This window comes from Pseudomonas sp. (assembly GCF_030147005.1).
Taxonomy (GTDB): domain Bacteria; phylum Pseudomonadota; class Gammaproteobacteria; order Pseudomonadales; family Pseudomonadaceae; genus Aquipseudomonas.
Window position 1 is genome coordinate 87,797 of the sequence record NZ_JASLAW010000246.1, and the last position, 13,508, is coordinate 101,304.

Sequence of the window (13,508 nt, forward strand, 5' to 3'; positions counted from 1 at the left end):
AATATTCGGGTGTTACAGCCGACCCCGGTGCTTTACCGCACCCGTGTTCGACTCTGCACCGCCAGGTCCAATGCCTTTTGCATATCCAACCGAGCCGAGCGGCCGACATCTTTATTGTTGAGCTGGTAATTGCGCTCCGACGGCAGGATCGGTGCGGTAAGGTCCTGGGCGTCGCTGCTTTCAAAATCGTGGTTATCGCCGATGGCCATGGCACTGCGGCGCAACAGCATGCGCAGCTGTTCGGGCTGCAGTTTCGGGTTGATCGACAGCATCGCCGCCAGCAGGCCCGCGACCATTGGCGTGGCGTAGGAGGTGCCGCAATGCACGGCGCCTTCCTCGTCGGCGTTGGGCGTGGATGCGTGGGCACAGGCGGCGGCGGTGATGTCGACGCGCATGTCCACGTTCGAGGAACTGCGCGTGAGGGCGTAGGCCGGGTCATCCACAGCGACGCCGTCGCGCTCGTTACGCTGGTGCCCGCCCACCACCAACAATTGCTCGGTGATGAACGAGGAAGGCAGGCGGTACTCGTCGCTGCCAGAGAAGGCCGAGCCGTTACCGGCCGAGTTCACCACGATCACGTCGGGGTGCTCCTTGCGCAGCCACAGAAAGAACTCTTCAAGCAATTCTTCGTAGCCGTTCATGGCTATTCCCGAGCGCACCAGCGAGTCGACGTCATTGCCGTTGACGTCCTTGGTGCCGACGCGATGAATGCCCCAGCTCCAGTTGAGCACGCGTACCCCGTCTTCCACGAGGTTGACTGATGCGGCGATGTTTGCGGTAATTCCGGCATCGGAGTTGCGGTCGACAATCACGTCGAAGCCGCCGCTGGCGTTGCCCAGCCCTCGCAAAAAGCCCGTGTTGCCGCCGTTGTTCCAGCGTGCCGCGAGGATGCCGGCAACGGTGGTGCCATGGCCGCCCGCCGCACCGGTGTCGCGCGCGTAGACGCAGGTGCGCCCAGGTGCGCAGGCGCCCAGGTAGTCGGCGAAATCCGCCGTGTCGAAATCCACGCCGCGCTCGATCAAACCGATGCGCACCGGTTGCGGCACAATCGGCGTGTGTTGGCCCGGGATGCGCCGCTGGTAATAGGCCACTGCGTCGAGAAAGCGGTTGGCGGCCCACTCATCGGAGTCGGGCGACGGCTTCTTCGGCGCTTCGTGGCGAGGGGCGGTTTGCTCGGCTTCTTCGGCGGCGGATTCTTCGATCACCACGGCGTCCACGGCGGTTTCACTGCCCAGGCGCAGCACCAAAGCGTCGCGCTGCATCAGGTCGGTGGCCGGCAGGCGCAGTTGAAAAACGTTCAGCGGCGCGATACTGCCCACCACCGTCGCCCCGTATTTTCGCGCCAGGCGCTCGGCTTCCTGGCGGCCATCGCGGTCTTCTTCGATCAGCACGCTGACCAGATCGACGTAGGTGGTCAGCCCGTCCATGTTCTTCGCCACTTCGCTGGGCCCTGCGGCCACCACTTGGCTGTTGCGCAGGGTCAGCCAGGCCGCGTTGCTGGTGCGCGGGCCGTCTTCGAGCCACAACGGGCCGCTCTGGTAGCGGCGGCTGTCCAGGCGCAGGCGCAGGTGGTTGCCGTCGCGCTGCACAGCGTCTTGCGGCAATGCCTTGCCATCCAGTTTCAATTGCGCGGTGGCATCGCCCATGCCGCGCACGCTCAGGCACCAATCCTGCTGTGCGCTCTCCAGCAGGTCGCCGCAGCGTTTGAGCTGCTCCAGACGCAGGGGCTCCTGGGAGGCGACCGCCGTGCCGGCAGCCAGGGTGAACAGCATCGCGAGGGCAGCATTATTCAGGGGCATCAGGGGTTCCTTGCCGTGGCCTGATAGTGCGACTGCGCCAACCGCCCTTTCGTTCAGCGCGACAAGGTTGAACTCCCTTTCAAAAGGCCCACTCCTAACTGATGAGGCACTGCACGTGACGGATGTGACAATGACCCAACCACACTCAAACACCCCAGGCGCGCTGTTCGAAACCGACCTGCCCGCGCGCCTGGACCGCTTGCCCTGGGGCCGCTTCCACACCTTGCTGGTGTTCGCCCTGGGTATCACCTGGTTGCTCGACGGCCTGGAGGTGACTCTGGCCGGCTCGGTGTCCGGTGCGCTGAAAAGCAGCGCCGGCCTGAACCTCAGCAACTTCGACATTGGCCTGGCCGGTGGCGTGTACATCGCCGGCGCCGTACTCGGTGCGCTGCTGTTCGGCTGGCTCACCGACCGCCTGGGGCGACGCAAACTGTTCTTCATCACCCTGTGGCTCTACGTTGGCGCCACGGCGGCCACGGCGTTTTCCTTTAACCTGGAAACCTTTCTGCTGTTCCGTTTCCTCACCGGCATGGGCATCGGCGGTGAATACACCGCGATCAACTCGACCATCCAGGAGTTCACCCCGGCGCGCTATCGCGGCTGGGTCGACCTGACTATCAACGGCACCTTCTGGCTGGGCGCCGCCCTCGGTGCCGGTGGCGCCATCGTGCTGCTCGACCCGAACGTCGTCGGCGGCGACCTCGGCTGGCGCCTGTGCTTCGGCATCGGTGCCGCCCTGGGCCTGATCATTCTGGTGATGCGCTTATGGCTCCCGGAAAGCCCGCGCTGGTTGCTGATTCACGGCCAGCACGCCGAAGCGCGGCGTATTGTCGAAGGCATCGAAGCGCGCCTGCGCGAACAAGGCCATGCGCTTGCGCCCGTCACCAGCCCACCCCTGCGCCTGCACGCGCGCGACCACACGCCACTGGCGGAAATCTTCCACACCCTGTTCGTCAGCTTCCGCCGTCGTGCCTTGGTCGGCATGACCTTGCTCACCGCTCAGGCGTTCTTTTACAACGCGATTTTCTTCACCTACGCGCTGGTCCTCACCGACTTCTACCAGGTACCCGCCGAACAGGTCGGCTGGTACATCTTGCCGCTCGCCCTCGGCAACTTCTGCGGGCCGCTGCTGCTCGGGCGCCTGTTCGACGTGATCGGCCGACGCGTGATGATCAGCTTTACCTATGCGACCTCCGGCGTGTTGCTGGCGCTCAGTGGCTACGCGTTCCAGCAAGGCTGGTTCGACGTAACCCAGCAAGCCGTGGCGTGGATGGTGATTTTCTTCTTTGCGTCGGCTGCGGCGAGCTCGGCCTACCTGACCGTGGCGGAGACTTTCCCATTGGAGATACGCGCGCTGGCGATTGCGGTGTTTTACGCGTTCGGCACTGGGTTGGGCGGGATCATCGGGCCGACCCTGTTTGGCGAGTTGATCCAGACGCAACAACGCGGCAGTCTGTTGATCGGCTACCTGATCGGCGCGGCGCTGATGCTCATCGCCGCGGTGGTGCAGGCGATCTGGGGCGTGGCGGCCGAACGCAAGGCCCTGGAGCGGGTGGCGCGGCCGTTGTCGCAGGCGGTTGAGTGAGGGGATGCAGGCGGTTCATCGGCAGTTGCTTACAACTGTTAACTGTTTGCGCGGGTTATTCGATTTAGGCTTGGCTACGTGAACCCCATCTGCACAGAGCGCATCCCCATGAACCTTCGCGTCATCGCTGCCGCCTTTCTCGTTTTCACTGCCGCCCAGGCGCACGCCGCCACGCCGATTACCCATGTGGCGATCTATCGAGGCCCGGCAGGTTGTGCTGATTGTTCGCAAAACGTCAAAGCGGCGCTGCAGCGCCTGGACCCGCGTTACCAGATTGATCTTGTCGGTGCCGATGAACCGGTCGACATCACCCCGCAAACCCTCGCACGCTATGACCTCTACGTACAACCGGGAGGCGGCCAGGACATCCCCGCCGCGCTGGACAGCCTGGGCGACGCACGCGCCGATGCCATCCGCGACTACGTCGCCCAAGGCGGGCGCTACCTGGGGTTGTGCATGGGCGCTTACCTGGCCGATGACAACAACCTCGGCTTGATTTCCCAGGAACTCGACAGCGAAGCGGGCCGGCCAGGGTTCGAAGTGAGCGGCATCGACGACGCCGCAGTGCGCGTCATTTGGGACGGCAAGCCGGACAGCGTGTTCTATCAGGATGGCCCGTACTTTCCCAAAGCCACTTCGACTTCCGCGTATACAACCCTGGCGACTTACCAGAACGGCGACGTGGCGGCCGCGCGTTACACCTATAAAAAGGGCGTGGTGGTACTCAGCGGTCCCCATCCGGAAGCCGGGCAGGCGTGGTTCGAGGACGCTGACATCCCACTGGACAAGATGCCGCGTGCAGACTTATTCGGCGCGCTGATGCGCAGCGTGCAGGAGTAAGGCCTAAGGCCTAAGGCCAGCGCCGCTTGCGGGCCCGAGTTGGCCTAAAGGTCGCACGTTTCACGTCGATAACCTCCATGAACCCACCAATCATGGACCGATTGAAATGGCACTCTCCGTCAGCGCTGCCTATCTAGCTCCCGCCAATACCCGACTCGCGCCTTCCGAGCAGAAACTCACGCCCCAGGCACTGCCGCAGGCCGCCACGCAACCCTTGGCAAATGCCGGGCCGGCGGCGGTCTATCATCCCAGCGAAGCCGCACAAGCCGCGAGCGAACCACCGCAGGTGATCGACACCTGGGTCGGCCGCTCCGAATCGCCGCAGTATCCTCGCTTCGTCGAGCGCTTCAACGGTGCACAGGCGGTGCTCAAAAGCGCCTTCGCCGCATTCGAATCCACCCTTGACAGCACCGCGCCCGACCTGGCCAAAACCGATTATGGTTTTACCGTCGAAGCCGATGGCCGCCTGAAAGTACTCGACAAGGCCGGTCAGCTAAGCGACGCGACTATCAAACGGCTCACCGTACTGCTCAATGGCTCCGCTGAGCTGAAAACGGCCGCCGTGGCCTACCGCAACGCCACCATCGACATGACCGACGCGAGCTCGCCCTGGTCCGGCAGCGTCATGGGCTACTACAGCGTGACCAACGAGAACTTCGCCAAGTCCATCGACCTGGCGCCGTTGCTCAGAACCTATGACCCGTCGGATCTGAAGGACATCAAGGACCGGTTTTTAGTTACCCAGCTGGCCTACAAAGGCGAGCGGGCCACGGAGGAGACGGAGCAGGCGATGTTTGCACGGCGGGCAGGACAGGCGTGATGTTCGAACTAAACGGCTAACGGCTAACGGCTGACGGCTAACGGCTAACGGCTAACGGCTAACGTCTGACGGCTAACGGCTAACGGCTAACGGCTAACGGCTAACGTCTGACGGCTAACGGCTAACGGCTGACGGCTAACGTCTAACGGCTGACGGCTGACGGCTAACGGCTGACGGCTGACGGCTGACGGCTGACGGCAAACGTCTAACGGCTGACGGCTGACGGCTAACGTCTGACTGCTGACTGCTGACTGCTGACTGCTGACTGCTGACTGCTAACGGCTGACTGCTAACGGCGCAATGGCTCGTGTGAGGCTGAGCGAAAGTGGGCAGGTATTTACATACTTTTGGCGCAAAGCAGCCCCTTTCTTTGCCAGCTGGTCTACCATGCCCATCCCGGCAGTGGTGCTATGCGCTACCGTTCATTTTCTTAAAGGTACCGCCAATGTCCATCGATCAAATTTCCCTGCCCAAAGGCATCGGCCCCCACGCCGCCAAACTCCTCGACGCCATCACCGGCGCTTCCACCCATGAAGAGCTCAACCGTGCCGGCGGCAAAGCCGAGGGTTTCGTGTTGGGACTGGAGTCCACCAAGGCCATCAAAAGCCAGATCGCCGAGTCGTTGTACGTGGCTTACGATGATGCGGCGAGCCATCGTGCCAGCGAGTTAAAGGGCTGAAGGGCAGTCGGCCCTGATGCGGTTTGGGTTTTCGTCATCAGGGCCGGGCCCGCTACTAATAAGCTCGTTCCAAGCCTCAGTAAAAATCGTAATAAAGCGCCCATTCCCCAGTCTCGACGTGCTTCCAGAACATCAGGCTCCCGTTGTCGACCACATTCAGATTGATCTTCGCGTCCGACGAAATCTGGAAGACAAACTCGAAACCTTCACCCGGGTCCACCCCTGACTGGCAAAACGACGGATAGCCGCCGATTTTGTGCTCGTAAGTGTGGGTGACCAGGTCGTAGTAGCTCTGTATCTCGCCCGCGCGTTGCAGTTCGAGAATTGCCTGTTCAACGTCAGCCGGCACACCACCGCCATCCCACAGCGGAAAATCCTCCGGCACCGCCTGCGCTTTCAGCGCGAAAGCCTTGAGAAACGACCCCTCCACCGGCAGCACTTTGCGCACCAATACATCCTGCGGCCCGTATTCGCGGATCACCCAGTTATCGCCCATGGGCTCCAAATACTCGGGAAACGGGTTGGAAATAAACACCGTCAACACGCGCACCCCTGCCAGCAACGGGCTGGTGAAGGGCAGGGCGGGCAGGTAGAACTGGGCATAGGGAAGCAACGGCTGCCCGGCCTGATTGACGGGCACGCCTTCATCGGGGCGGAACAGGAAGACGTTGCCTAGCCAGCTTTCTTCGTCGGTACCGAGAGGGCGGAAGCCCCCGGCTGTGAATTTAAGGGCAGGGCGGGCGAGGCATTGTTTGATTTGGTGGAGGTCCATGGAGAAAGGCGTCCTTTGCTGTCAGGTGTTAGCGCTGCGGGTGAGCTGGGTGCTGTGTTTTGCCAGCGTCCATCTGCTTGGCCTCTGACCTGACAGTGCATGAATTGTTGTAATTAGCTATCCATTGGTAAACCTGTGGCGAGGAGCTTGCTCGCGCTGGACTGTGTAGCAGCCGCGTTCTCTTTGAGCAAGAACAGGGGCCGCTTCGCGTCCCAGCGGGAGCAAGCGCCCTCGCCACAATAAATCGCGCCTCCTATTGACCGACTAGGCGCTCAGGCGTGCCGTTACTTCATTCAACTGTCCAGACAACCCGTGAAGGTTGTGGCTTGCCGCTTCGGTGCGCTGCACATTGTCCAGGTTGGTGCTGGCAATCGCGGTGATTTCGGTGAGGTTGCGCGAGATATCTTCGGCCACAGAGGTTTGCTCTTCGGCGGCAGTGGCAATCTGCCGGTTCATGTCGCGAATGGCTTCCACGGCATGGGTGATGCGCTCCAGCATGGCGCCGGCCTGATTCACTTGCGCGACACTTTCTTCACTGCGCGTCTGGCCGCTTTCAATCGCCTTGGCCGCTTCCTCCGCGCCGGTTTGCACTGTCTGGATGATCTGGTTGATCTCGATGATCGATGTCGCCGTACGCTGAGCCAGGCTGCGCACTTCGTCGGCCACTACGGCAAAACCGCGTCCTGCGTCACCTGCACGGGCCGCTTCGATCGCCGCATTCAGTGCCAACAAATTCGTCTGCTCGGCGATGCCGCGAATGACCTCCAGCACCTTGCTGATGCGGCCGCTGTCGGTTTCCAGACGACGAATGACGCTGGCGGTGTTGACGATCTCGCCACGCATTTGGGTGATGGTGTGAATGGTGTTGCTCATGACTTTTTCGCCCTGCTGCGCGGACTGGTCGGCATCATCGGCCGCCCGTGCGGCATCGGCCGCGTGACGCGCCACTTCCTGGGCGGTGGCGGACATTTCGTTCATTGCCGTGGCCACTTGATCGGTACGGTTGAACTGCTCGTTGGTGCCGCTGGCTATGAGGCCGGCGATGGCGCTCAACTCGCCACTGGCGCTGTCCAGGTCATTGGCGCTGCGCTGCAGGCGGTTGAAGGTTTCGGCGAGAAAGTCGCGCAGGGTGTTGGCGGCCATGGCCAGTTTGCCTAATTCGTCTTTGCGGGAGCTGGCCACGCGTTCGGCAAATTTGCCTCGGCTCAGTTGCTCCACGTAGTCGATCAGCTTGCGGATGGGGTCAACCAGGTTGCGGTTGATCAGCCAAAGGCTCAACAGGCCGATCAACAGCCCGGAGGCGAGCATCACGACAGTCCCCAACATCACCGTGCGCTCGGCTGCAGCGTTGATCAGCATCGATTGCTCGGTGCCCTGCTTGCGCAGTTCGCTGACCAGTTCGCTCATCTGATCGCTGGTGGCGCGGTCCACACCTTTGACGGCGGCGTCACCTGCGGCGGGGTCCGCCCCGGCGGCAATATAAGCATCGCGACCTTTCTGGTAACCGCTGCCCAACTGACGGTGTTCGTCACGCAGGCGTTCGATGCGGCTCTTGAGTTGGCTGTCCAGGCCTTTCTGGCTGGCCAGTTCGCCGAGAATGCCCTGTACGTCGCGCTGACGGTCTTCGAATTGCTTCCAGTATTTATCCAGGTCGGCCGGCTGCTTGCCTCGTAGCAATACGTTTTTCCACTCCTGAACCTGCACCTTGAATTGCAAGTTGGCCTCATCGATCAACTGCGAAGTACGCAGCGGACCTTCGATCAAGTTGGCGTAGTTATGCACGCCGTTGGACAGGAAATGGAAGCAGGCCAAGGCAATCAGCAACATCGCCAACAGGCTGCCGCTCAGCAGCGTAAGGATTTGGGCTCTCAGGGATTTTTGAAGCATCGAATAATACTCATGACAGGTTCGAGGTACGCCTGGTTGGGCGTGAAAGACGTCCAAACTTCCCTGTCTGCAGTCCCGGTTGGCGGCCGCAGCCGCGCCAGCTATTACCCCTGTCATCGGCGTGCCAGAGCGGTTCTTGAGCGGAGGTCGACCAGCGGTTCTGAAGATTTTTGTTGTTTTTCCTTTGGAGATCTCTTATGGGGCGAAGTTGAGATGAAGGGCGGGTTTCGGCCGATTCTGTTGAAAAAGTCGGTCTGTCCAAAGCGCTCGAATATTGATGGATGAAAACACCTCTTTTGCACGCTGCTACGCGAAATCAGCTCATCAACCTTCTGCGCAAAACTCAGATTTCAATCTCAGGCGCGTACTTTCTGCCGTGGAATTCGAAGCCGACTTTTTCAACAGAATCGGCCAGAAGCCGCCGGTCGAGTCAGGCGGCTTCCGACCCAAAGCGACCCTCACGGAGGGCAGGAATCGGTCAGAATAGGCCTAACGTATCGCTGTTTAGTTCACATTCGAAAACCCGAGACTGAATTTTTTCAACCGAAGAACTACCAAACTTCGTGATTGCCTTGGCCAGCACAGTAGCTGTAACTTCGATCCTCAGTCAGCGAGGATATATTTTTGAACGACTCTGAACATCTGAAAGGACTGTGCGCCCGTTTCAACTCCGGAGAGCATCTGAGGTTTACGTTTTTCTGGGGGCACCAGCGCAGCAAAACTGTCGTCACGGCTTCGTGCTTCAGCCAATGGTTCGAGGCCGGGTTCATTGTCGAGGGGCAACATTACCCGACGGCCGAACACTTCATGATGGCCGAGAAAGCGGCCTTGTTCGATGATCAGGAAAGTCGTGCGCAGGTGCTCCACGCTCCAACTCCTAATGCCGCCAAAGCACTTGGCCGCAACGTGCGCGGATTTGATGATAAGGTTTGGCTGCAACACCGATACGACATTGTTGTTCGAGCGAACCAGGCCAAGTTCTCTCAGAATCCGCAGTTAAACGATTATCTTCTACAAACCGGTTCGCGCGTTATTGTCGAAGCCAGCCCGGTTGATAACATCTGGGGTATAGGGCTCGCACAGGACAACGCGGATGCGAACAATCCAAATCTGTGGAAAGGTTTGAATCTGTTGGGATTTGCGCTGATGCAGGTGCGGGACGGGACTAGTATCCCAGCCCCATGGTAGTGACCTGACCTTACTCGCGAAAAACGCAGAAGCCTTGGCGAACGCCAGGGCTTCTTGCATGCGGCCTTATTAAGACCGCGCGTCAATCAACAAAAGCTGAGTCACCCGAATTTTCGTCAATACCTTCGAGCGTCTGCTTCTGGCGGCGGACATTCCTGAATTAGCAGCTTCTAGCCTTTCGTCCCTATTGCGAACATCCGCGCTCCCAGGCGTTTGCTCTCCATCTTATGCTGCAAACCTGAGCGAGTTCAAAGATCCCGCAGCATCAATCGCTGCTCCTTACCCCACGCCCGAAAAAACTCCTGCACCTGCCATCCACGCTTGGCGTAGTAGTCGCTGCGATCATAGGTGTGCAAGTACAATCGCGTGGTGCCGTTGGCCTTTGCGGCGTCGCAGATGCCTTCTATCAATTGTTCCGCCAACCCTCGCTTCCTTGCCTGCGGGGCGATAAAGACGCAGGCTAGCCAGGGCCCCAGCTCCGGGCGCTCGGGCAAGTCGTTGGCGGCAAGTGCAGCGCCGCCAAGTAGCTGGTCATCCTCTAGGGCGATCAGACATTGCCAATCACCGTTGCCCTGGCCTTCCGCGAATTCGCGTTGCCAATCGGCCAATGGCTGCTCAACAAACTCGTATGCGAACTGCTGATGCAGCCACTGCGCCAGGGTGTCGCTGTGTTGCATATGGTCACGCAGCCAAACCAGGCGGGGCATGTGAGAGTCTTCCTTGTTTTTGGGTCAGTACGCGTATGTGGCCGCAAGGAGGGAATAGGGTCAAGCGCAACGGTGAAAAGGTGACTGAAACGGTAACAGATTTATTTTTCTTCCGGAATGACCGCTTCTGGCCGGTTAGCGACGGTCTGACTTCGACCGTCGCTATGCATGATCAAACCTCAGTCTGTTCCGCCATTTCCAGGGCGTCATCGACCTCAATCCCCAAATATCGAACAGTGCGGACGATACGAGCGTATTGACGAGTGGATAGATGGTCTGAGGTATGTAGCCGACTAGGAAAAAGGCAGTCCTCGCTGCGTAGTTGTGCCTGATGTATCCATGCCACGAGAGCTGACCGTGTTTGCTCAGTGATCTCAAACTGCACTGGTCGCTGCGTTTTCTGCTGCATCACCATGGCTCGTGATGATACGTGTTCGCCATGGGCGACATCGCGCACGCGGAGCTTGGTTAAGTCGCAGGCTCGAAGCTTACTGTCGATGGCCAGATCGAAGAGAGCCAGATCCCGGGTTCTTTCCGCAATTTGAAGCCTTACTCGGATGGCCCAGATATCTCTCAGTCGGAGTGGGGCTTTCTGCCCGACTAGTTTTCCTTTGTTCCAGGGCTGACGGCCGCAGGTAGCGATGATGTTCATAACAAGTCCTCCACGTGTGGAAAGACAAGGATGGCTAATCAGAGCGACGATCGCTCACCGGCCAAGAGTACTCTCTTAGAGGGGTCTAAGAAGCCGGAGGGAAATTAAGTGTAGGAAATTTCTCACGCGCCCTTGAACTTTAATGAGCAACAGTTGTTCATAGGGGAGTTGCCTGTCAGAGGCAATTCTCGCAGATCACGTGCCGTTCTGGTGCATGCTGCACCCGCAGGAAGATTTCACAGGGATGCGAAATGAAAGTATGTTTCCGGCCTAAGGAGTACCTGGCCCGTTTCGGTACGTTGTACTTGCCTGTTAGAAAACTGCCACCGTCCCTTCATTCGGTGGCCGTATTGTTGTTCGGTTTGATCAGCTGTTTCGGCGTGCAGGCCGCTGACCCTCCCGCACCTGCCCAACAGTTGCTATTGCAGCAGGACCGCGAGCGAGCGTTGCGCGAGCAACTTGAGCCGTCGCCGGATGTGCGCCTTGAGGCGCCGCCCTCATCCTCCGCCGGGGTTTTGCTCGAGAAGCGCGAATCCCCCTGTTTCCTGATTCGTCAGGTCGTCTTGAACGGCGAGTTGGCTGAAGATTTTCAATGGGCACTGCGCAGCGCCGATCCCAAAAATGACCCGGCCACCGGTCAATGTCTGGGTGCCCAAGGCATCAACCTGACGATGAAGCGAATCCAGAATGCAATCATCGAGCGCGGGTTTGTCACGACACGCGTGCTTGCACCGCCTCAGGATTTAAACAGCGGTGTGCTGCAACTGACCCTGATTCCGGGGCGCATTCATTCCATCCGCTTCGCCGAAGGCACCTCTACCCGAGCCAATGCCTGGAACGCGGTGCCTGCCAAAACAGGTGACCTGCTGAACCTGCGTGATCTTGAGCAAGCGTTGGAAAACTTCAAACGCGTGCCCACGGCTGAGGCGGATATCCAAATCGCCGCGGCCCAAGGGATGGACGCAAAGCCGGGCGACAGTGACTTGGTTATCGCGTGGAAACAGGCACTTCCCGTGCGTTTGAGCGTGTCGGTAGATGATTCGGGAACCGACGCCACAGGTAAATACCTGGGTTCGGCTTCGGTGTCGTTGGACAACCTGCTGAGCCTGAACGATTTGTTCTACGCCAGCTTCAACCACGACTTGGGCGGGGGGGACGCGGGTAATCGTGGTTCCAAGGGCCATACCTTGCACTACTCTGTCCCCTACGGTTATTGGCTGTTTGGCGTCACGTCCAGCGAGTATGACTATCACCAGACGGTCGCTGGGGCCAACCAGACTTACAAGTACACCGGAGAAAGCAAAAACAATGAGATCAGCGCGTCTCGCTTGCTGTATCGCGATGCCGTGCGCAAAACCACGCTCAAGCTCAGTGGCTGGACGCGCACTTCGCAAAACTATATCGACCATACCGAGATCGAAATTCAGCGCCGACGCATGGCAGGCTGGGCGCTGGGGCTGAGTCATCGGGAGTTCATCGGTACCGCCACGCTCGATCTGGGCACCAGCTATCGCCGGGGCACAGGTGCGCGCAACGCAATCGCTGCGCCTGAGGAGGCGTTTGACGAAGGGACCTCGCGTTCGCAGATCATCAACGCCGACGCGCAATTTTCCGTACCGTTTGGCCTTGCCACGCAGCGCTTGCGTTACACCGCGGCCTGGCGTGCGCAGTGGAACCGCACGGCGTTGGTGCCGCAGGATCGTTTCTCGATCGGCGGGCGCTACAGCGTTCGCGGGTTTGACGGTGAAAACATTTTGTCGGCCGACCGTGGTTGGCTGGTGCGTAACGACCTCGGCCTGGCGCTGGGCAACTCCGGGCAGGAAACCTACCTGGGTGTTGACTACGGCAAGGTGGGCGGGCCTTCAAGCCAATACCTCATTGGTGATCATCTGGCTGGGTACGTGGTGGGGTTGCGCGGTGGCTACCGGCAAGTTTCTTACGACGTGTTTGTCGGTCAACCGATCAGCAAACCCAAGGGCTTCGAGACTGCCAGTACCACGGCAGGTTTCAGCCTGACGTGGTCGATGTGAGGGTTTGCCATGCAACTCGATAACCTTGAGCTGATCGCGCCGGCGTTCAGCGAAAAGCCATGGAACGAGGCCCAGGCGCTGGGTGCCGCCGTATGGCTGTGGATGCACTCGGCGAGCCATCGCGATGTGCCGCTGCACACCCTGAACGCGCTGCTGTTGCCAGCTATTGCCAACCGCCAGTTCATCATCGGCTACGAATCGGGGCGCCCGGTGTTTTACGCCGCCTGGTGTTGGTTCAGCGTCGAGGCCGAGCAGCGCTATGTGCAAAATCCTGCCATCAGCCTGCCTGCGCACGACTGGAACAGCGGCGAGCGACTGTGGTTCCTGGACTGGGTGGCGCCTTTTGGTCACAGCGCCCGCCTTGCACGCTTAGTGCAGCGCCATTTGTTTGCCGACAGCCGGTTCAGCGCTCTGTATCACCGTGGCAACGAGCGCGGGTTACGGATCAAGCGGTTTCAAGGTGCTGCTCTGGCGCGCTTGAAGTGGCCGATCGCGGCCGTTGCCCGCCAATCGTAGTACTTGCGGCATTTTAGAGCTTTCAAGACACAG

At 59.9% G+C, this 13,508-nt stretch carries 12 protein-coding genes; 7 read left to right on the top strand and 5 right to left on the bottom strand.

What is annotated here, in order from left to right:
- Nucleotides 1-32: 32 nt before the first annotated feature.
- Complete coding sequence (locus tag Q1V60_RS23265; protein ID WP_300635218.1) at nucleotides 33-1,799, bottom strand: S8/S53 family peptidase; 1,767 nt, start codon at nucleotides 1,797-1,799, stop codon at nucleotides 33-35.
- A gap of 130 nt (nucleotides 1,800-1,929) precedes the next feature.
- Between Q1V60_RS23265 and Q1V60_RS23270 the strand changes: the two genes are divergently transcribed.
- The 4 genes from Q1V60_RS23270 to Q1V60_RS23285 all read left to right on the top strand — a co-directional run bounded on the left by Q1V60_RS23270 (nucleotide 1,930) and on the right by Q1V60_RS23285 (nucleotide 5,723).
- Nucleotides 1,930-3,384 (top strand): MFS transporter, encoded by a 1,455-nt coding sequence (locus tag Q1V60_RS23270; protein ID WP_300635220.1) that lies wholly within the window; start codon nucleotides 1,930-1,932, stop codon nucleotides 3,382-3,384.
- A 108-nt stretch (nucleotides 3,385-3,492) separates the two neighbouring features.
- Complete coding sequence (locus Q1V60_RS23275; protein WP_300635222.1) at nucleotides 3,493-4,224, top strand: BPL-N domain-containing protein; 732 nt, start codon at nucleotides 3,493-3,495, stop codon at nucleotides 4,222-4,224.
- 106 nt (nucleotides 4,225-4,330) lie between these two features.
- Nucleotides 4,331-5,044: a hypothetical protein gene (locus Q1V60_RS23280; RefSeq protein WP_300635223.1), complete on the top strand. Its 714-nt coding sequence runs from the start codon at nucleotides 4,331-4,333 to the stop codon at nucleotides 5,042-5,044.
- 445 nt (nucleotides 5,045-5,489) lie between these two features.
- Nucleotides 5,490-5,723 carry a hypothetical protein gene (locus Q1V60_RS23285; protein WP_300635225.1) on the top strand — a complete coding sequence of 78 codons (234 nt, stop codon included), beginning with the start codon at nucleotides 5,490-5,492 and terminating at the stop codon, nucleotides 5,721-5,723.
- Nucleotides 5,724-5,799: 76 nt separating this feature from the next.
- On the opposite strand, the gene Q1V60_RS23290 is transcribed toward Q1V60_RS23285, so the two are convergent.
- Nucleotides 5,800-6,495, bottom strand: a complete 696-nt coding sequence (locus Q1V60_RS23290; RefSeq protein ID WP_300635227.1) for a DUF1963 domain-containing protein — start codon at nucleotides 6,493-6,495, stop codon at nucleotides 5,800-5,802.
- A gap of 264 nt (nucleotides 6,496-6,759) precedes the next feature.
- Nucleotides 6,760-8,382: a methyl-accepting chemotaxis protein gene (locus tag Q1V60_RS23295; protein WP_300635229.1), complete on the bottom strand. Its 1,623-nt coding sequence runs from the start codon at nucleotides 8,380-8,382 to the stop codon at nucleotides 6,760-6,762.
- Nucleotides 8,383-9,006: 624 nt separating this feature from the next.
- Here Q1V60_RS23295 and Q1V60_RS23300 point away from each other — a divergent pair.
- Entirely contained in the window at nucleotides 9,007-9,570 is a 564-nt protein-coding gene (locus Q1V60_RS23300; protein ID WP_300635231.1) for an NADAR family protein, read from the top strand.
- Between the two features lie 248 nt (nucleotides 9,571-9,818).
- Here Q1V60_RS23300 and Q1V60_RS23305 read toward each other — a convergent pair whose 3' ends face one another.
- The gene (locus Q1V60_RS23305) at nucleotides 9,819-10,277 is read right to left on the bottom strand and encodes a GNAT family N-acetyltransferase (protein ID WP_300635233.1); all 459 of its coding nucleotides are present in this window, start codon (nucleotides 10,275-10,277) and stop codon (nucleotides 9,819-9,821) included.
- Nucleotides 10,278-10,449: 172 nt separating this feature from the next.
- Nucleotides 10,450-10,929, bottom strand: coding sequence for a tyrosine-type recombinase/integrase (locus Q1V60_RS23310; RefSeq protein ID WP_300635234.1), 480 nt, complete (start codon nucleotides 10,927-10,929; stop codon nucleotides 10,450-10,452).
- A 251-nt stretch (nucleotides 10,930-11,180) separates the two neighbouring features.
- Here Q1V60_RS23310 and Q1V60_RS23315 point away from each other — a divergent pair, with 251 nt between their 5' ends.
- Together Q1V60_RS23315 and Q1V60_RS23320 are read left to right on the top strand one after the other, a co-directional pair.
- Nucleotides 11,181-12,959 (top strand): ShlB/FhaC/HecB family hemolysin secretion/activation protein, encoded by a 1,779-nt coding sequence (locus tag Q1V60_RS23315; RefSeq protein WP_300635236.1) that lies wholly within the window; start codon nucleotides 11,181-11,183, stop codon nucleotides 12,957-12,959.
- Between the two features lie 9 nt (nucleotides 12,960-12,968).
- Nucleotides 12,969-13,475, top strand: a complete 507-nt coding sequence (locus Q1V60_RS23320; RefSeq protein WP_046068326.1) for a toxin-activating lysine-acyltransferase — start codon at nucleotides 12,969-12,971, stop codon at nucleotides 13,473-13,475.
- Nucleotides 13,476-13,508 lie beyond the last annotated feature (33 nt).